Annotated in this window: 11 protein-coding genes; 8 read left to right on the top strand and 3 right to left on the bottom strand. The window is 34.7% G+C overall.

Going from position 1 to position 19509, the window contains the following annotated elements; translation table 11 throughout:
• The gene (locus ABD792_RS01820; RefSeq protein ID WP_345004011.1) at nucleotides 1–822 is read left to right on the top strand and encodes a sulfurtransferase; all 822 of its coding nucleotides are present in this window, start codon (nucleotides 1–3) and stop codon (nucleotides 820–822) included.
• On the opposite strand, the gene ABD792_RS01815 is transcribed toward ABD792_RS01820, so the two are convergent.
• From ABD792_RS01815 to ABD792_RS01805, 3 genes are all read right to left on the bottom strand, one after another.
• Nucleotides 823–1239, bottom strand: a complete 417-nt coding sequence (locus ABD792_RS01815) for a thiol-disulfide oxidoreductase DCC family protein (protein WP_345004010.1) — start codon at nucleotides 1237–1239, stop codon at nucleotides 823–825.
• A gap of 71 nt (nucleotides 1240–1310) precedes the next feature.
• Nucleotides 1311–2657 carry a sensor histidine kinase gene (locus ABD792_RS01810; protein WP_345004009.1) on the bottom strand — a complete coding sequence of 449 codons (1347 nt, stop codon included), beginning with the start codon at nucleotides 2655–2657 and terminating at the stop codon, nucleotides 1311–1313.
• Nucleotides 2658–2660: 3 nt separating this feature from the next.
• Nucleotides 2661–4028, bottom strand: a complete 1368-nt coding sequence (locus ABD792_RS01805) for a sigma-54-dependent transcriptional regulator (protein WP_345004008.1) — start codon at nucleotides 4026–4028, stop codon at nucleotides 2661–2663.
• A 212-nt stretch (nucleotides 4029–4240) separates the two neighbouring features.
• Here ABD792_RS01805 and ABD792_RS01800 point away from each other — a divergent pair, with 212 nt between their 5' ends.
• The 7 genes from ABD792_RS01800 to ABD792_RS01770 all read left to right on the top strand — a co-directional run bounded on the left by ABD792_RS01800 (nucleotide 4241) and on the right by ABD792_RS01770 (nucleotide 18949).
• Nucleotides 4241–5590: a TolC family protein gene (locus ABD792_RS01800; protein ID WP_345004007.1), complete on the top strand. Its 1350-nt coding sequence runs from the start codon at nucleotides 4241–4243 to the stop codon at nucleotides 5588–5590.
• Between the two features lie 5 nt (nucleotides 5591–5595).
• Nucleotides 5596–6846: an efflux RND transporter periplasmic adaptor subunit gene (locus ABD792_RS01795; protein WP_345004005.1), complete on the top strand. Its 1251-nt coding sequence runs from the start codon at nucleotides 5596–5598 to the stop codon at nucleotides 6844–6846.
• 471 nt (nucleotides 6847–7317) lie between these two features.
• Entirely contained in the window at nucleotides 7318–9753 is a 2436-nt protein-coding gene (locus tag ABD792_RS01790) for an ABC transporter permease (protein WP_345004004.1), read from the top strand.
• A 387-nt stretch (nucleotides 9754–10140) separates the two neighbouring features.
• A complete protein-coding gene (locus ABD792_RS01785; RefSeq protein ID WP_345004002.1) occupies nucleotides 10141–12516 on the top strand; it encodes an ABC transporter permease in 2376 nt (791 codons plus the stop codon).
• Between the two features lie 410 nt (nucleotides 12517–12926).
• A complete protein-coding gene (locus ABD792_RS01780) occupies nucleotides 12927–13631 on the top strand; it encodes an ABC transporter ATP-binding protein (protein WP_345004001.1) in 705 nt (234 codons plus the stop codon).
• A 219-nt stretch (nucleotides 13632–13850) separates the two neighbouring features.
• A complete protein-coding gene (locus ABD792_RS01775) occupies nucleotides 13851–16292 on the top strand; it encodes an FtsX-like permease family protein (RefSeq protein ID WP_345004000.1) in 2442 nt (813 codons plus the stop codon).
• 269 nt (nucleotides 16293–16561) lie between these two features.
• The gene (locus ABD792_RS01770; RefSeq protein WP_345003999.1) at nucleotides 16562–18949 is read left to right on the top strand and encodes an ABC transporter permease; all 2388 of its coding nucleotides are present in this window, start codon (nucleotides 16562–16564) and stop codon (nucleotides 18947–18949) included.
• Nucleotides 18950–19509: the final 560 nt, after the last annotated feature.

Genomic DNA, 19509 nt, shown 5'->3' with positions numbered 1-19509 from the left:
ATGAGTTCTAATATTGTTTTTTCTATGCCAATAGTTTCTGTAACTTGGTTACATGAACATTTAGATGCTGATAATTTAATCGTTTTAGACGGAACAATTAACAAAGTATTGGATGCTTCCCAGATCCAAATACCCAAAGCCCGCTTTTTTGATATTAAGAAGAGGTTTAGTGAAGTAGGCGCACCATTTCCAAGTACATTCCCATCCGAGGCACAGTTTCAAAAAGAGGCACGGGCTTTAGGCATTAATAAAGCCAGTGCTATAGTAGTATATGATGATAAAGGGATTTATTCTTCGGCTAGGGTTTGGTGGTTGTTTAAGGCATTTGGTCATCATAATATAGCGGTGTTAAGTGGTGGTTTGCCATCATGGCAAAAAGCCAATTACAAAACAGAGTCGATGGTGCAGTATGGTGGTCGTTTAGGCGATTTTGAAGCAAAACTAAACCCAGAAGCTATGGTGTTTTTTAATGATATGAAAACAGCTTCTGCAAATAAAACACATACTATTATTGATGCACGTTCCAGAGGACGTTTTAATTGTCAAGAACCAGAACCTAGAGAGGGCTTACGCATGGGAACCATTCCTAATTCGGTTAATTTACCTTTTACCGATTTGTTAAGTGATGGTGAAATAAAATCTAAAGAAGACTTACAACAGATATATGCCAAATTAGCTCTAAATGAAGATCCTATAATCTTTTCTTGCGGATCTGGAATTACGGCATGTGTGCTTGCTCTAGGAGCAGAAATAGCAGGCTACAATAAGCTGTCGGTTTACGATGGTTCCTGGACCGAATGGGGTACTTTAGTACAGGAATAGTTATTCTAAAAATTTAGATCTTAATTCTGGAGTTGGTACCATACAGGCATCCTTTTTTCCATACCATCTATAGCGGTTTTTAGCAATGTAGTCGTAAGCCCAGTTGCGTATAAATGCTGGTACAATAAAAAAAACAACCATTAAATTATTAGGAAATCCTAATTGCGATGCAATTTTTAATGCAGCAGTCGATTTGCTGCTAATACCTTTTCCAGGTACAAAAAGCAGTATGGAATCTGTTTTGCCTGTATCAATATGATGGGTTTTAATAATTTGCTTTCCAATGTTACTTTGTAAAGGAGCAAATAGGAATACATCCTTTTTGTCATATTTAATGATATATTGTACAGCACCATTGCATAGGTTACAAATACCATCGAAAAGAATGAGGTTTTTATGTTTGTAAAAATCTACCATAGCTTTTTTTACTTTTACGACATCATTAATAAGTATAGGTGCAATACAAAAATACTACAGTTTAATTTGCTTTAAAAGCTTAAAGTAAATACCGTTTCCTTTTCAGGAACGGAGCTTACCTGCACACTACCACCGTGCAGTCGCATAATGTGTTTGGAAAGACTTAAACCAATACCTGTTCCTTCTTTTTTGGTCGTAAAAAAAGGAACAAAAATGTGGTCTAAGAGATCGGAAGGAATACCAGGTCCATTATCTGCAACTTGCAGAACAATCTTTCCATTTTGCTGTTTTATTCCTGTTAGTTTTACAATGCCATTTGTGCTTCCTTCCATAGATTGTAATGCATTTTTCACCAGATTTACCAATACTTGAAGTACTTGCTTCTCGTCGGCAAATATTTCTAGATTATGGGGCACACTTGTTTTAAAGGTAACATTACCAAATCCTTTTTCCTGGCTACACAAGATCTTTATTTTGTCGAACAGGGTGGCAACCGATAGAATGTGCTTATCAGGACTTGGGATTTTGGTTAATGTTCTATAGGAATTTACAAAATCTACTAGGTTATGACTGTTTTGTTTGATAACATCCAACCCTTTCGAAATATTTTTCATTGTACGGGCATCCTTTAATTGATCTTCGTCGCTGTTTGAATGTTTCTTGATTTGTTCAACCAGTGTTTCAGACAAAGAGGTGATTGGCGCTATAGTATTCATGATTTCGTGTGTTAACACACTAAAAAGTTTATTCCAGGAATCGATTTCATTTTGTTCTATTTCTGAATTGATATTTTGAATAATAACTAATAACAATTCTTTTTGGTTTAACACTAAAGAGGTTGCCTTTACGGATAGTTTGATAACTTCCCGCTCATTGGTAAACTGAAATAATTTGGATTCAAAAGGCTTTAGATTTGCGATGAGATCGTATAGTTTTTTATCAATCTGTTGCAATTGCCTTATATGTGTCAACGGATTGCGGGATAGCATGGTTTTTGCACTTTTATTAGCTGTAAAAATATGCCCCTGCTTGCCAATGGTAAGAATGCCTATGCTAGCCTCTTCCAGAATGGTTTGGTAATACTTCTCCTGGGCTTCATGTTCTATTTTTATGTCTTGAATGAGATTGTTTACCTTATTTAAACTATGGTGCAAGGCTTTTAAAGATTTGTTCTTAATGTGTACGGGGTAATGGATGGTAGAATCATCATTTTCGATAGCATCAAAGAAGAATGCAATTTTTTTATTGGTTTGATTTAAAAATATAATAATTCCAATAACTTGAGCAACTAGGATTAGCCCCAGATAAATGCTGTAATCTAAATGGTTTTGTAAAATAGAAAAGGCCAAGCCTATAGATGTTGCCAATATAAGAAGCACCCTCAAAATAATTTTATAATATAATACTTTACTGCTCATAATCTATTGGGTTCCATAACGTTTTGCTTTATTATACAAGGTTTGTCGGGTGATTCCCAATTGGTTGGCAGCTGCAGTAAAATTCCCTTCGTGTCGTTCCAAAGCACTTGAGATCATTTGTTTCTCCATAGCGTCTAAAGTTTCTAAGTGCTCTGTAATTCTTGTTTTGGTTGGCGTTTTAAATAAAAAATCATTGGTGTTTAGGGTATTGCCCTCACTTAAAATAACGGCTCGCTCAATAGTATGCTGTAACTCACGTACATTACCAGGCCAGTTATAATTTAGTAGCTTCTTTTTAGCAGAGGAGGCTATATTGGCAACCTTTTTTCCGTATTTATTGGCGTATTTTTTTAAAAAGAAATCAGCTAAAAGCAAAACATCATCATCACGATCGCGTAGGGGAGGTACTTCAATATGAATCGTGTTAATGCGGTACAATAAATCCTCCCGAAAAGACCCTTCGACCAATAAATTCTCTAAATGACTATTTGTAGCGCAAATAAGTCTGATATCTACAGCAATTCCTGTATTAGATCCTACTCTAAATACCTGTCGGTTTTGCAGTACCGATAATAATTTAGATTGTAGGGATAAAGGTAAATTGCCAATTTCATCTAAAAATAATGTCCCACCATTGGCAGCTTCAAATTTACCCGGACGATCCTTATGGGCGTCGGTAAAAGCTCCTTTTACATGTCCGAACAGTTCGCTTTCAAATAAGGTTTCGGGGATGGCTCCCATATCCACATTAACGAGTATTCCTTGGTGCCGTTTAGAATTTTTATGAATCTCCTGGGCTATGAGTTCCTTACCAGTACCATTTTCACCAGTAATAAGCACATTGGCATTGGTGCTCGCAACCTTTCTTGCAAGTTTAAGTACTTTGTTAATCGCTTTGGACTGACCAATAATATATTTCCCTTCGTTATTAATTAATGATTTTAAATTTTGATGCGCCGATTTTAATGCTTTAACTTCCAATCGTGATTGACGAAATTTGTAAGCAGCGTGTACTGTAGCCAGCAGTTTTTTATTATCCCAAGGCTTAAGGATAAAATCTGTTGCACCTTCCTTTAAAGCCTTAACTGCAATTTCAACGCCACCATAGGCAGTTATCATAACAATGGAGGCATCGGGTGTTAATGCTTTTAACCGTTTAAGCCAATAAAAACCTTCATTGCCAGTGTTTACACCTGCTGAAAAATTCATGTCCAATAAGATAACATCGTAAGAGGCTATGTTAGCAACCGATGTAATGGCATTGGGATTGGATAGTGTTGTTATGTTTTGGTATTCGGTTTGCAATAATAACTCGAGAGCACTTAGTACATTTTTGTTATCGTCTATAATAAGTATGTTACCTTGAATCATTGGGAGTAACTATTAATTTATTCAAAACTAACTAATCCTCTTATTACACTGTATGAAGTGTAAAATATTTTTACACATTTTGTCCATTATTTTTACACTATAGCGTTGGGTTAGATATTGTTTTATTGCGTAAAGCATTGTTTTGCAGGTTGTTAAAAAAAGTGGCACGGTGTTGGACATATAATGCCCAAAATTCAACGGTTATAGAGTTAATGAGTTTTAAAATTAGTTTAGCAGTATTGTTTTTTGGGGTCATTTTCATTTTTAAAGGGCAGGCACAAAAGATGTGGACTTTAGACGAATGTATTGTATATGGACTAGAACATAGTTTAGAACAGGAGATTACTAGTCAGGATGCTGCAATAAGTAAAGAATACTGGCAACAAAGTAAACGCAACCTGCTTCCAAGCATTGGTGTTTCATATCCAGGTTATAATGTAAGCTTTGGGCGTACTCTGGATCCTGTAACAAATACTTATGTTGAAAGACGCTTTGTGTCGGGAATAAGGGGAGGGCTTTCGTCTTCCATTACATTGTTTGAAGGTTTTAGGAAATGGCACCACTTGGCATATCAAAAATTGCAATACGAAAACAGTAAATACCGAGCAGAGCAAGCTAAATACGATTTGGCCTTTAAGATCATGGACTTATTTAGTAATGTATTGTTTCATGAAGGAGCGTTAGAAATTGTTAAGGAGCAACAACGCTCTAATTTGTTGCATTACCGGACAGTTAGTAAAAAAACTGATTTGGGATTGATGGCCAAGGCCGATCTATATGAAATTGAAGCAACCGTTAGTGGTGATTCATTAAGTGTACTTCAAGCCGAAAACCGATTGGAACTGGCAAAACTGAGTTTGTTGCAGGAAATGAATTTGCAACAGGAAACCATAGCGATTACTGCAGGACTTACTTCAAACAAACTACCTGAAACTGATGTTGAAGAGGTTTTTAATAGTGCTTTGGAAACATTACCACTACTCAAAATAAGTGCTCTTTCGGTAGCATCTGCAAAAAAAGATTTAGCTGTCACTAAGAGTGCGTTTTTTCCCAGAATTGGGTTAAGTGCAGCCATTAATACTAGTTTTTCAGATAACATTAAAGATGCTTCTGGAAATACAGTTTCTTTTAGAGAGCAAATAAAAAACAACCAAAATAAGTTTATAGGGGTTTCGCTCAATTTCCCCGTTTTTGGCAATGGAAGGGTGTGGAGCCAAACCAAAATTGGTAAAATAAGATTGAATAAGGCCAATACACAATTTAGACTGGAACAACAACGTACCTATAAACAAATCCGGGAAATGCTTCAAAAAAACAAAGCCTTAAATGCAGAGGAAGTTTTGAACCAAAAACAATTAAAAGCAAAAGAACAAGCTTATAAAGTAGCACAAAAGAGATTTGAAAAAGAACTTATAAGCCTGTATGATCTTCAAATTACCAGTAGTTCATATTTAAGTGCCAAAATAGAACAATTACGCATACTAGTAGAAAAACGCATACAAAAGCACTATTTAGACTTTTACAAAGGTGAATTTAAATTACCAACAATAGCATCAAATTAATATTTATGGACACTCCTATTGAAAAGAAAAAAGGTTTAAAACGCAAGCATGCTGTAATAGGTGTACTAGCAGCCTTTGTGCTATTCTTCATTTTCCATATCGCATTTAGCGATAATGTCTCTACATTAAAAGTAGATAAAGAAAAGCTTACCATAGCCCAGGTTACCAAAAATAAATTTAATGATTACATTAGTCTTAGCGGACAGGTAAGCCCAATTACCACAGTATATTTAGGCGCTTACGAAGGAGGGCGTGTTACCGAGGTGCTTATAGAAGAAGGGAGTATGGTTAAAAAGGGAGACGTTATACTGCAGTTGGAAAATAGGGAGTTATTTGGAGAGATATTAAACAGTGAAACCAATTTAGCAACAAAGGAAAATCACCTAAGACAAACACAAATTGACTTTGAAACCAAAAGAAATGCTGCTCAAAAGAGCTTACTCGATGCCGAATACCGGTTAAAGCAGGCCGAGCGTAAATATATACAGTACCAGGCGCTATATGATGACGAACTGATCGCAAGAGAGGAGTATTTAAGAGCTAAAGAGGATTTTGAGTTGTCACAAAAAAGCCATGAAGTACAGAAATTCCAAACCAAACAGGATTCCCTAAGGAACATAGGGAGTATTAAAGACCTAAGTCGCGATTTAGGGCGTATGAAACAGGCCTTAAGCATGGAATACGAGCGCATCGAGAATTTAAATGTAAAGGCACCAATAGATGGTCAGTTGGGCTTTTTGGACGCCGAAATTGGTAAGCGTGTGGGGAAAGGTCAAAATATAGGTCAAATTAATGTACTGTCCGACTTTAAGGTGGAATCGCAAATAGACGAGCATTATATAGATCGTGTAAAGCGAGGACTTACAGCAACATTCGATCGTAAAGACACCCTTTATAAGTTACGATTAAGAAAAGTTTATCCCGAAGTAAGAGATGGTAAATTTGATGTCGATTTGGTATTTGATGATTCTAAACCCGATAACATTCGTACAGGGCAAAGTTATTATATAAAATTGCAGCTAGGCGCACCATCTGAAGCATTGCTGTTGCCTAAAGGCGCTTTCTTTGGAAGCACGGGTGGACAATGGGTGTATGTGGTTGATGTCTCGGGCACATATGCTATAAAACGCCCAGTAAAAATAGGTAAGCAAAATCCACAGTATTATGAAATTATTGAAGGTTTGGATGTCGGAGAAGCTGTGATTATTTCATCTTATGACAATTTTGGAGACAATGATAAGTTAATTCTTAGATAATGGTAGTTGTGAATATATGTTAGAAACAGGAAGCAGGACCAGGACTAAGGATGTTAAAGATTAAAAGGAAAGCGTCATTGCGATGAGAGCAACGAAGAAGCAATCTTTTTAAAGGTAAATCAACCAAGAGATTACTTCGTTGCTCTAAAAAGAGCACCTCGTAATGACGAACAAACCATGAAAAAGAAACATAACAATTAAAAAATATATTGGTTCAAATGATTTTCTGTTAGATTGAGAATAGTATCGAAAACAATGAACAAGTAAAGAAGTTACAAATAAAGAACAATCAAAAATCGAACGGAATATTATTATGAAGGCGTGTATATGGGTAGTAAGTAGGTTGAGTCAATAGGTTTCCTGTTACTGCTATTACAAGAAGCCAGATTAAATGATCTTGTTAAGAGAGGGCAAGGTCATAAAAAAGTGCTCATATCACGCCTCATAATGATATATAAAAACGTATAACAAATGTTAAGACACTACATTAAATTCGCCATTAGGAACTTTCGCGCTAACAAAGTCATATTTGCAGGAAGTTTGGCAACGCTTTGCTTGGGAGCTTTATGTATTTCGATGCTGTTTTCCTATGTGTATAACGAATTGACAATGGATAATTTCCATGAACAGGAAAAGGATGTTTTTATGGTTATCATGAAAGAATCTCCTAAAGGCGAGTGGCGTTCACCGTATAAGTTCGATCCTGAATTATATCCGGAAATAGAAAGCAGTGTATCATTAAAGTGTTTTAGGGAGAATGACACCAAAATAAAATACAATGAGAATATTTATACGCCCATAGGCATGGTGGTAGATAGTACTTTTTTTCAAGTTTTTGATTTTAAGCTTACTCAAGGAAATTCGAATACAGTATTAAACGATAAGCAATCCATCATTATAAGTGAAAAGTTTAGTAAAAAATTGTTTGGAGATGAAAATCCAATAGGAAAAAAAATAGATTTTGAAGTTCGAATGTACCAAGGTGTCCATACCGTACAGGGAATTGTTAAAATACCTTCTAACAGTTCAATAACTTTCGATTACATTATACCACATCAACGTTTAAGTCATGGTTACGGAAGATCAGGCGTACCATTTTTTAAAGTAAAACCAAATTTTAATGAGAATGGATTTAAGGAAAAAATTGAAGCATCCAATAATAAAGTACCCAATGTATATCCTCAATTAACAGAAAGCATTACTTCCATTGTTAACTTGGATGATATGTATTTTAGTAATGAATTAAATAGCATAAAGCAATATGCACCATTTGGATCAGGAAATGAAAAGAACCTTCGGGTATTGTTTATTATCATATTGGTTATACTTTTTGTTTCTGTGCTCAATTATTCCAATTTGCAAATTGTTAATACCAATGCAGTACTTAAAAGTATAGCCATTTCCAAGGTAAATGGAGCGCTTAAAAAACATATCGTATTTCAAAAGCTGGTAGAAACACTAATTTTAATACTTTTTTCAGGTGCTCTTATAACGATAGGTTATAAACTTATCTTACCCCAATTTAATACTTTTGCAGGTGTAACTCTGGCGCCACCAGTAGTGCAGGTATTTTTACTCAATACCGTTATATTACTAACCATAACCATATTTGGAGCCTTATATCCTGTCTGGGTAATCAATCGGTTTTCTACCATAAAAAACATTAAACAAAATGTGAAAATTTCCCATACGTTAAGTGGACGGCATGTTACTATTATTATGCAATATAGTTTAGCATTTATTCTGTTAATATCAGGACTTGTTATAAATAACCAGTTAGGTTTGATGCTTAATAAAGATTTGGGCTTTAATAAAGAGGGGATTATGAAAGTAAAGTTGTTTTATGAGCCGCCTTTTAATATGGAATCTAGAAACTGGAGTCAGGAACGCAGAAGAGAAGAGCATGAAAAGCTTATGCAAGTCCCCCGATATATCAATGATCAATTGGCTTCTTTTTCGTGTATCGAAAAGATGGCTCAGGGAAAATCCCCATTGAATTCTTATTCATCAAATTGGAAAATTGAAGGTGGTGACTATGAATCTGTTAACACGCTTATTGTGACTCCAGAAAACAAAGATATTTTTGATTTTAAAGTGATTAAAGGACGTTTTTTTGAACGAGAAGTTGACCGTCAAAAAGGGGGGCTTAAAATTGTTGTCAATGAGGCAGCTCTAAAATATTGGAATATCACAGATTTTCATGAAACCCTTATTAAGAATGATCATATTGGAAAAAGTCATGTAATATCAGAAAATGGAACCAAAGTGACTCATAATGATTTACAAATTATAGGGGTTATCAAAGATTTTAATTATGAGCATTTATCTGTTAAACCCAAACCGCTTGTTATGGTTTATTATGAATATATTGACGATGAGTATTTCATTAAATTCCATAAGGGACAAACCCAAGTGGGCATCCAACTCATTGAAGCTTTATTTAAAGAGGTAAACCCCAATCAAACCTTTAGGTATTCCTTTTTAAGCGATGAGATCGCAGCCCTATACCAAAAAGAAAAACGCTTAAGCACCATTTATATCGTCTTTACGGTAATTGCATTGTTGATCTCGGCAATAGGCCTGTTTACCATTGCCCTGTATGACACACAACGTCGGGTTAAGGAAGTAGGGGTTCGCAAGGTCAATGGTGCTACCATTAAAGAGATTATGTTCATGCTCAATAAGGATTTTATAAAATGGGTAGGGATTGCCTTTGTAATTGCATGTCCCATAGCCTATTATGCGATGCATAAATGGCTGGAGAATTTTGCTTATAAAACAACATTGAGTTGGTGGGTGTTTGCGCTTGCAGGGCTATTTACATTAATAATAGCACTGTTAACAGTAAGCTGGCAAACCTACAAGGCAGCCACACAAAACCCAGTGGAAAGCTTAAGGGATGAATAGGGTAAGTTAAAAGTGGAAAGCTAAAAGTAAAAAGGGGAGTGTCATCGCGAGGACAAAGGACGTGGCAATCTTATAAAAGAAATATAACATTCAAAAAATATGTTAATTCGAGTCATTTTAGGCCAGATTGAGCGCAGTCGAAATCAAGGAGAATCATAACAGGAAAATTGAACAAGTAAAAAGTTATAAATAAAGAACAATCAAAAATCGAACGGAATATTATTATGATGGCGTGTGTATTGAGAATAAAATAGATTGAGTTAACAGGTTTCCAGTTACTACTATTACGGGAAACCGAACCGGATAAATGATCTTGTTAAGAGAGGGTAGGGGAATGAAACAATGTTCATTTCACGCCTCATAATGATATTAAAAAATGTATAACAAATGTTAAGACACTACATAAAATTTGCCATTAGGAACTTTCGCGCTAATAAAGTCATATTTGCAGGAAGTTTGGCAACGCTTTGCTTGGGAGCTTTATGTATTTCGATGCTGTTTTCCTATGTGTATAACGAATTGACGATGGATGATTTTCATGAAAATGTAGAAGATATATACATGATAACCATGAAAAATTCTCCTAAAAGTGAATGGACTCCTCCTTTTAAGAATAATTATGACGAATATCCGGAAGTTAAGAATGGTACCTCGCTTGTATATTTTGAAAAAGATAAAGTTAGGTTAAAATATAATAAAGAAACATACACACCTACAGGTGTTGTTGTAGATAGTAGTTTTTTTAAAGTATTTAATTTTGAATTAACCATAGGCGATGAAAATACCATTTTAAATGATTATGAAGCCATTATACTAAGTGAGGATTTTAGTGAAAAATTATTTGGTGATGTAAACCCCATAGGGAAAGAAGTGGATTTTGAATCGCCAATTTATCAAGGGCTTCATATCGTAAAAGGAATTATTAAAACCCCTTCAAATAGTTCTCTTAAATTTGATGTTTTAATACCCAATGCAGGTGTCCCCTATGGCGGGTGGATGCCATTCGTAAAATTGAAAGAAAGTGTTCATCAAAATGATTTTGATGAGAAAATTAAAAGGTCTAATAATAATTATCCCTTTGCTTACCCTAAATTAACTGAAAGTACTACTAAAACAGTAAAATTAAAAGACCTTTATTTTAGCAACAACTTTAGTCGAATAAAGGCCTTTCCGATTTTTAGTTCCGGAAACAGGAGTAATGTAGATGTCTTAATCATTTTTATTTTAGTAATACTATTGGTGTCTATTCTTAATTTTTCCAATCTTCAAATTGTAAATGTCAATTCCGTTATCAAGAATATAGTAATATCCAAAATCAATGGAGCCTTCAAAAAGAATATTTATTATCAAAAGTTAGTTGAAAATATCATCATAATTATCCTATCAGTTGTTATACTAACAATAACTTATAATTTAATACTTCCCTATTTTAATAGTTTTATGAACGCTAATTTAAAGCCGCCGGTTTTAACAGTTTTATTAATTAACGTTTCGTTTTTAACATTAATTACAGGTATTGGTTTCATATATCCAATCATTAGTATCAATCGTTTTTCAGCAGTATTAAATATAAATAAGCAGCAACAATTAAAAGGAAAGCAGATTATTGTTGTACTTCAGTACGCTTTAGCGGTTATGCTCCTTATATCGTCCATAATAGTTTCCAAACAGCTTCAATTAATGCTAAGCAAGGATTTAGGGTTTAATACCGAAAATATTATGAAAGTAAAACTGTATTATCCAACAACGCAAGTCCCAATGGTTGAAATAGGAAGTGAAGAGAAACGGAGTGCTCATAAAAAGGAAATACTTAACAAACCAGAATATATTAAAAACCAACTGGCCTCTTTCTCTGGTATAAAAACCGTTGGTCAAGGACGATCTCCTTTAGATATTTATCAAATTGAATGGAAAACTAAGCAAGAAACTTTGGGTTTTGAATCTTTCAATACATTAGTAATTTCAACAGAGTGTCAAGATATTTTTGGTTTTGAATTATTGGAAGGACGCTTTTTTGATAAAGAAATTGATAACGAACGATGGAACCGTAAAATTATAATAAATGAGGCCGCTAAGAAATATTGGGACATTGAAGATATTAGTACTGCAACGCTAGACAATATCTATTGGGGAAAAGATTATGAAATTATTGGTGTTGTGAAAGATTTTAATTATCAGCATTTAGCATCAAAACCAAAACCACTTATAATCTCTTGCACACCTTATAGTAGTGGTTATTTTATTCAGTTTCATAATAGTAAAAATCAAGAGACAATAGCTCAGATTAATGAGGTTTTTAATGAAGTAAACCCCAATCAACCCTTCAATTATACGTTTTTAAGCGATGAGATCGCAGCTCTATACCAAAAAGAAAAACGCCTAAGTACCATATATATAGTTTTTACTGTTATCGCGTTGTTGATCTCGGTAATAGGCCTGTTTACCATTGCCCTGTATGACACACAACGTCGGGTTAAGGAAGTAGGTGTTCGCAAGGTTAATGGTGCTACCATTAAAGAGATTATGTTCATGCTCAATAAGGATTTTATAAAATGGGTGGGGATTGCCTTTGTAATTGCATGTCCAATAGCCTATTATGCGATGCATAAATGGTTGGAGAATTTTGCCTATAAAACAGCATTGAGTTGGTGGGTGTTTGCGCTTGCAGGGCTATTTACATTAATAATAGCACTGTTAACAGTAAGCTGGCAAACCTACAAGGCGGCCACACAAAACCCAGTGGAAAGCTTAAGGGATGAATAGGGTAAGTTAAAAGTAAAAAGGGGAGTGTCATTGCGAGGACAAAGGACGTGGCAATCTTATAAAAGAAATATAACATTCAAAAAATATGTTAATTCGAGTCATTTTAGGTCAGATTGCATGCAGTAGAAATCAAAAGAAAATGGAATCGGGAACAATGAATAAGCAAAAAGTTAAAAGTGAAATGTCATTGCGATGAGTGTAACGAAGAAGCAATCTTTTGAATAAGGATCAATTAACAAACAGATTACTTGGTCGCTTCAAAAAGTACGATTCGTAATGACAAATAAAAATAAAAAAACGCGAGCGGGCGGAAGGGTAAAAGAATGACAAGATTAAAAAACACTGAAATAAATTAGTACAAACTATTTCGAGATTCAAACAAACAATTAAACATATAAATATTAAAAACAATGATTAAAACAGAAAAGCTATCAAAAGTATTTAGAACCGAAGATGTAGAGACCCGTGCTTTGCACGACGTAAACCTTCATGTAAAGAAGGGTGAATTCGTAGCCATTATGGGACCATCGGGTTGTGGTAAGTCGACACTGCTCAATATTATTGGGATGTTAGATAATCCAAGCAGTGGAGGGTATAAGTTCGCTGGGGAAGAAGTGGGCAAATTAAAGGAGAGTCAGCGTACCCAAAAGCGCAAGGGAAACGTTGGCTTCGTATTCCAAAGTTTTAACCTGATAGATGAATTAACCGTTTTTGAGAATGTAGAGCTACCGCTTATCTACCTAAAAATAAGCACCAAAGAGCGTAAACGCCGTGTAAAGGAGGTTTTGGAGCGTATGAAAATGGGACACCGCTTAAAACATTTTCCGCAGCAATTATCGGGCGGACAGCAACAACGCGTAGCCATAGCAAGGGCTGTAGTTGCAAATCCTAAATTGATATTGGCCGATGAGCCTACTGGTAATTTGGATTCCAAAAATGGTAGAGAAGTCATGAGCTTACTTACAGAACTTAATCAGGAAGGGACTACTATCGTAATGGTTACCCATTCCGATAGGGATTCTCAGTACGCGCACCGTGTGGTTAACTTGTTTGACGGACAAATTGTAGCTGAGAGTGTTCATGAGTTGGTTGGTACTGAAGAAGCAGGAAGTTAGAAATTGGAAGCAAAAATGGACTGTCATTGCGATGAGTGTAACGAAGAAGCAATCTTTTTAAAGGTGAAATCAACCAAGAGATTACTTCGTCGCTTTAAAAAGAGCTCCTCGTAATGACGAAAGTAGCTTGTATTGGGCGCAGTAGAAGTGAGGTAATTTTATAAAATAATAATACCGTAACCGTTTAAAGTTTAGAAACCAACAACTAATAACCAACAAATGCTATTTAAAATACTAAGGGAATACTTTCGGAGGATTACAAGAAACTATAAGGTTTATGCTGTTTCCATACTAGGAATGAGTGTGGCCATTATTGCTTCGTTTCATATTTACCATTTTGTATATAAAGAACTAAGCGTAGATAAATTCCATGAAAAGCGGAAGGATATTTATAGGGTTTTAGAAACACCCCCTTCTAGTAGTTATAGAAATGTACAAACCCCGCCACCGTTGGGGAACTATTTAAAGGATATTCTTCCTGAAGTCATTGACTTTAGCCGTGTTGTAAACAACAATGCTCCTATCAATTTTATAATCGATGGTAAAAAAATAGAGCTGGATATAATTTATGTAGATGCTTCCTTTTTTGAACTTTTTAGTTTTAAATTCATAAAGGGAAGTTTGCATGCGTTCAAGGAAAACAAGAACAGTATCATCATTTCAAGAAGAAAGGCACGGCAATTATTTGGAGAAGAAGAAGCTATTGGCAAAATTATAGAGTCGTACAATGTGGTTAGTTCACAACAAATGGAATATACCATAGCGGGTATTATAGAGGATATTCCGGAAAACTCAACATTACAATCGGACGTGTTATTAAACCTTAAATCCCACCCTCTTGTAAGTTATACAGATACCCATGAGGATAAAGGTTGGAGAACTGGTTTTACCGACTTATATCTGTATTTACCAAATGCGAAAGACGTTAACGGCATAACCAAAAAGATAGAAGATTTACTTTTTGAAAAAGCAAAAGGCAATGGCAGTGGCGATGTGGACAGAAACAATTATAAATATGAATTGCAGCGTCTCGATACTATCTATTTTAACTCCTTCGATATTAGTAACCAAGGTAAAAAAGGGTCTTTACAGTTTATTAATATTCTTGTCCTTGTAGGTGTATTAACATTAGTGTTGGCCATTTTCAATTATGTTTTAATGAATTTGGGGCTAAGTATAAATCGTACGGAAGAATTTAAGATGAGGCGCTACTTGGGAGGATCCAAATTAAATATTTATTTGCTACTGTTATTTGAATCCTTCTTCAATATTGTGGTGTGCTTTATCCTTACATTACTTACGTATCCACTTATTAGTGGTATTTTTAGAAAATTGTTAACGTCCAATTATGAATTTTCATGGTATCATGACAAGGCGTTGCTTAGCTTATTTCTTTTTATCATACTTGTTATAGGTTCAATAATAGGGACATTGGAATTCATCCTATCCTATAAATCCATTTTTGGCGCAGGAAGGGGTAAAAATAAAAAATGGAACAGTGCCTGGTTTTCAAAAAAGATAATCGTTGGTTTTCAATTGGTGTTGTTAATAGGGTTGTTAAGTTCAATCTTGCTTATATCCAAACAAGTACAATACATTCAAACTAAGGATTTGGGATTTGATAAAAACGTTGTTTTTATTAGCCCTCCTGGACTTGACGATGTATTACTGAACGAACTTAGATCAAAAAGCTATATCAACAGTTTGGCAATTGGCGACATGCTTTTTAATGAGAAATTTAATTTGGAAGATGTTAAGATAGAGTCTTCCCAAGGTGAGTTAAAGGCTATGCTGATTAGGGGCGATACAAATTATCTGGACACCTACGGTTTACAATTAAAACTGGGGCGTAATATTAAATCCAACAAAAAGCCATTATTCTCGAACAGATTTAGGGTGGGATGGACTCCACAAAAGACAGATGATTTAATTGAAGTATTGGTTAATGAAGAGTTCGTTAAAAAAGCTAATCTTAAAAAGCCCCTGGGAATGGTCTTTAAATCTACCAATATCAATAATGCAGTTATTGTTGGGGTTATTAAAGATGTTTACAATACGCCTTTGCATAGTCCTATTTACCCTATGATTATTGGTTATGGGTTTAACAATTTTCCAATGCAATTTTTACAGGTATCTTTTGATAAAAATCGTAAGGATGAATTGATTGCGTTTTTATCGAATTTGTATATACAGAATGATATAACGTACGATGACAGCAAAAAAGATGAAATACTTTACAAGGTGGATTATGAAGATTTTTATGACCTTGAACTCCAGCTCAAACGCTTGCTCGAAGCCTTTACCGTTATCGTGCTTTTTATTTCGCTTCTAGGCTTGGTTGCCATTAGCCTGTTTATTACCGAGAGTAAAACCAAAGAAATTGGCATCCGTAAAGTAAACGGCGCTACTATAAAGGAGATCATGCTCATGCTCAACAAAGACTTTATTAAATGGGTAGCCATAGCCTTTGTTATTGCTTGTCCTATTTCATATTACGCTATGCGCAAGTGGTTAGAGAATTTTGCTTATAAAACAGAACTAAGCTGGTGGGTGTTTGCCTTGGCAGGTTTATTTACATTGGTGATTGCCTTGTTAACGGTTAGCTGGCAAACATACAGAGCCGCTACGCGTAATCCAGTAGAAAGTTTAAGAGATGAATAGTTTGAGTTTAAAGAGAAAAGCTAAAAGCTAAAAGTAAAAAGAGGTCGTCATTGCGATGAGTGTAACGAAGAAGCAATCTTTTGAATATGGATTAATTAACAAACAGATTACTTCGTCGCTCAAAAAAGAGCGCCTCGTAATGACGAACAAACCATGAAAAAGAAACGTAACAATTAAAAAATATGATGTTAACCAAAGTGATTTTCGATCAGGTTGAGCGCAGTCGAAATAAAAGGAAGTCGTATGAATAGCATTGTAATGAATATTAAATGTTAAAACATTACTTAAGAATAGCTTTTAGAAATCTTATAAAACATAAGGTTATTTTAGCAAGTAGTTTGCTAACCCTTTGCTTGGGGACACTCTGTGCATCGTTGTTACTCTCTTACATTTACAATGAGCTCACTATGGATGGTTTCCATAAAAACAAGAAGCACATTTTTTTTGAAGTTTTTAGAACGCATCCTGACGGTGTGTGGACAAATCCTCCTCCGGCCATTGATATTAATTACAAATTGTTTCCCGAAGTAGAAGCAGTAACCAGTATAGCCAAATTAGATAAAAAATATAAAAGTGCTACAGTTTACCATAACAATGAAAGTTATTATACAGATGGTATCGTGGCTGATACTATCTTTTTCAAAGTTTTTGATTTTGATCTAAAATATGGAGACCAAAAAAAGATTCTTAACAATCCATATCATGTTGTATTATCTGAAGCCTTTGCAAAGGTGTTGTTCGGAAATAAGAATCCAATTGGAGAAAAACTAAAAATAACAACTGGCTCCGAGATTTTTTATACAGTAAAAGGCGTAATAAAAATACCTTCCAACAGTTCCATTACTTTCGATCTGCTATTCCCCAAGCCTTCTGAAAACTCACTTATAAAACATGGACAACTGGGAATGAAATTTATACTTGCTAATGACAGTTTCAAAAAAAATGAGTTTCTAGAAAAAGTACAACAACTAAAAATTATTTCGCCGTACATAAAGGATTATGGTTCACAGATAAACTACTTTCCGTTTGATGGACTTTACTACAATAACATGCCAATTCGTGCTGATGTTTTGTCAAGGCGGGGAGATACTAAATCACTAAAAATAGTTTTTGCTATTATACTCGTAATTGTTGTCATTTCGGCACTTAATTTTTCCAATGCTCAAATAATTAATATAAATAATAGTATTAAATACAATGCACTAATAACAATTAACGGAGCAAAGAAATCACATATACTTTATCAAAAACTTGTGGAGTATGCTATACTCTGTACCACAGTTTTATTGTTTGTAACTATAGGTTACAAACTAGTGCTTCCAGAGTTTAATGCCTTGATGAAAATAGAATTACAGCCCCCAAGTTTAGTGGTATTTACCATTATAGGATGTACATTAATTTTCATGATGTTTTTGGCATTGATTTACCCTTTATTAGTGATTTATAAGCGAACTGTCGTAACAAATATAAAATCCATTGTTAATGTCAAAGGCAACCTAACTACCCGAAAAGCTATTTTGGTTATTCAATACGTGTTAACAATAACACTTCTTATAACTTCCATATTGATATCAAAACAATTGCATTTAATGTTAAATAAAGACTTGGGATTTGATAGTAAAGATATTGTAAAAATCAAGCTTTATAACAAACCAACTTTCAACTATAAAAATCATGACAACCAATACAATTTAAATCAGCTACCAAATCTCATCAAAAATAAGTTGGACGAAACTCCATTGGTTGTAAATTTTTCTCAGGGCAAATCACCCATAACGCCTATTCCAATACCTTTAAAGTCTAAAAACAGCAATAAAGAATTTCATGAAATAAATTTCTTGTCAACAGATGCCAATTATAAAAACATTTTTGGATTAACGCTTATAGAAGGCCATTGGTTTAATAATAATGCGACTAAAGGTACATTTAATAAAAACGAAGTTATTATCAATGAAGCGGCCAAAGCATTTTGGCAAATAAAAGACATCAATACAGATCTTATTTTAACACCCAATGAAAGTTTTAAAGGTTACAAGATCGTTGGGGTTGTTAAAAATTTTAATAGTGAGCATCTGTCATCAAAACCTAAACCATTGGTGCTATTTCCTTCTACAGATTGGAATGCTGATTTTTTCATCAAATTGCAAGAAAACAGAGTTAAAGATGGTTTGCACGCACTGGAAGCCCTATTTAAAAAAGTAAGCCCAGAAGACTCTTTTAAGTACACTTTTTTAAGTGATGAACTTGAAGCGCTATACAAAAAGGAAAAAGATCTTAGGTCAATATTTATAATATTTACTGGCATCGCTCTATTAATATCTGCCATTGGTTTGTTTACAATAGCTTTATACGACACACAAAGGCGAACCAAAGAAATTGGCATCCGTAAAGTAAACGGTGCTACTATAAAGGAGATCATGCTCATGCTTAATAAGGACTTTATTAAATGGGTAGCCATAGCCTTTGTTATTGCTTGTCCCATTGCCTATTATGCGATGCATAAATGGTTGGAAAACTTTGCCTATAAAACAGCATTGAGTTGGTGGGTATTTGTTTTGGCAGGTTTATTTACATTGGTGATTGCCCTGTTAACGGTAAGCTGGCAAACATACAGAGCTGCCACACGTAATCCGGCGGAAAGTTTAAGAGATGAATAGTTTGAGTTTAAAGTGAAAAGTTAAAAGTAAAAAGAGATCGTCATTGCGATGAGTGTAACGAAGAAGCAATCTTTTTAAAGGTGAAATCAACCAAGAGATTACTTCGTCGCTTTAAAAAGAGCGCCTCGTAATGACGAAAGTAGCCGCACTGAGCGCAGTAGAAGAGAGGTAACCTTATAATGATACAGTAACCAACAAATGCTATTTAAAATACTAAGGGAATACTTTCGAAGGATTACACGAAACTATAAGATCTACGCCGTTTCATGTTTACCATTTCGTATGTAAGGAGTTGAGCGTTGATAAGTTCCATGAAAAAGTAAAAGTAAAAAGAGGTCGTCATTGCGATGAGTGTAACGAAGAAGCAATCTTTTTAAAGGTAAAATCAACCAAGAGATTACTTCGTCGCTCTAAAAAGAGTTCCTCGTAATGACGAAAGTAGCCGCACTGAGCGCAGTAGAAGTGAGGTAACCTTATAATGATACAGTAACCAACAAATGCTATTTAAAATACTAAGGGAATACTTTCAAAGGATTACACGAAATTATAAGATCTACGCC

Source organism: Snuella lapsa (assembly GCF_039539345.1).
Taxonomy (GTDB): domain Bacteria; phylum Bacteroidota; class Bacteroidia; order Flavobacteriales; family Flavobacteriaceae; genus Snuella; species Snuella lapsa.
Note: the sequence above shows the minus strand (reverse complement) of the source record. Positions and strands in the feature narration are given on the sequence as shown.

What these genes read in the sequence shown, in the direction of transcription:
- ABD792_RS01775 (WP_345004000.1), top strand. Translation starts at nt 13,851, where the DNA reads ATGCTATTTAAAATACTAAGGGAATACTTTCGGAGGATTACAAGAAAC.
- ABD792_RS01770 (WP_345003999.1), top strand. Translation starts at nt 16,562, where the DNA reads ATGTTAAAACATTACTTAAGAATAGCTTTTAGAAATCTTATAAAACAT.
- ABD792_RS01820 (WP_345004011.1), top strand. Translation starts at nt 1, where the DNA reads ATGAGTTCTAATATTGTTTTTTCTATGCCAATAGTTTCTGTAACTTGG.
- ABD792_RS01795 (WP_345004005.1), top strand. Translation starts at nt 5,596, where the DNA reads ATGGACACTCCTATTGAAAAGAAAAAAGGTTTAAAACGCAAGCATGCT.
- ABD792_RS01815 (WP_345004010.1), bottom strand. Translation starts at nt 1,239, where the DNA reads ATGGTAGATTTTTACAAACATAAAAACCTCATTCTTTTCGATGGTATT.
- ABD792_RS01780 (WP_345004001.1), top strand. Translation starts at nt 12,927, where the DNA reads ATGATTAAAACAGAAAAGCTATCAAAAGTATTTAGAACCGAAGATGTA.
- ABD792_RS01805 (WP_345004008.1), bottom strand. Translation starts at nt 4,028, where the DNA reads ATGATTCAAGGTAACATACTTATTATAGACGATAACAAAAATGTACTA.
- ABD792_RS01785 (WP_345004002.1), top strand. Translation starts at nt 10,141, where the DNA reads ATGTTAAGACACTACATAAAATTTGCCATTAGGAACTTTCGCGCTAAT.
- ABD792_RS01800 (WP_345004007.1), top strand. Translation starts at nt 4,241, where the DNA reads ATGAGTTTTAAAATTAGTTTAGCAGTATTGTTTTTTGGGGTCATTTTC.
- ABD792_RS01810 (WP_345004009.1), bottom strand. Translation starts at nt 2,657, where the DNA reads ATGAGCAGTAAAGTATTATATTATAAAATTATTTTGAGGGTGCTTCTT.
- ABD792_RS01790 (WP_345004004.1), top strand. Translation starts at nt 7,318, where the DNA reads ATGTTAAGACACTACATTAAATTCGCCATTAGGAACTTTCGCGCTAAC.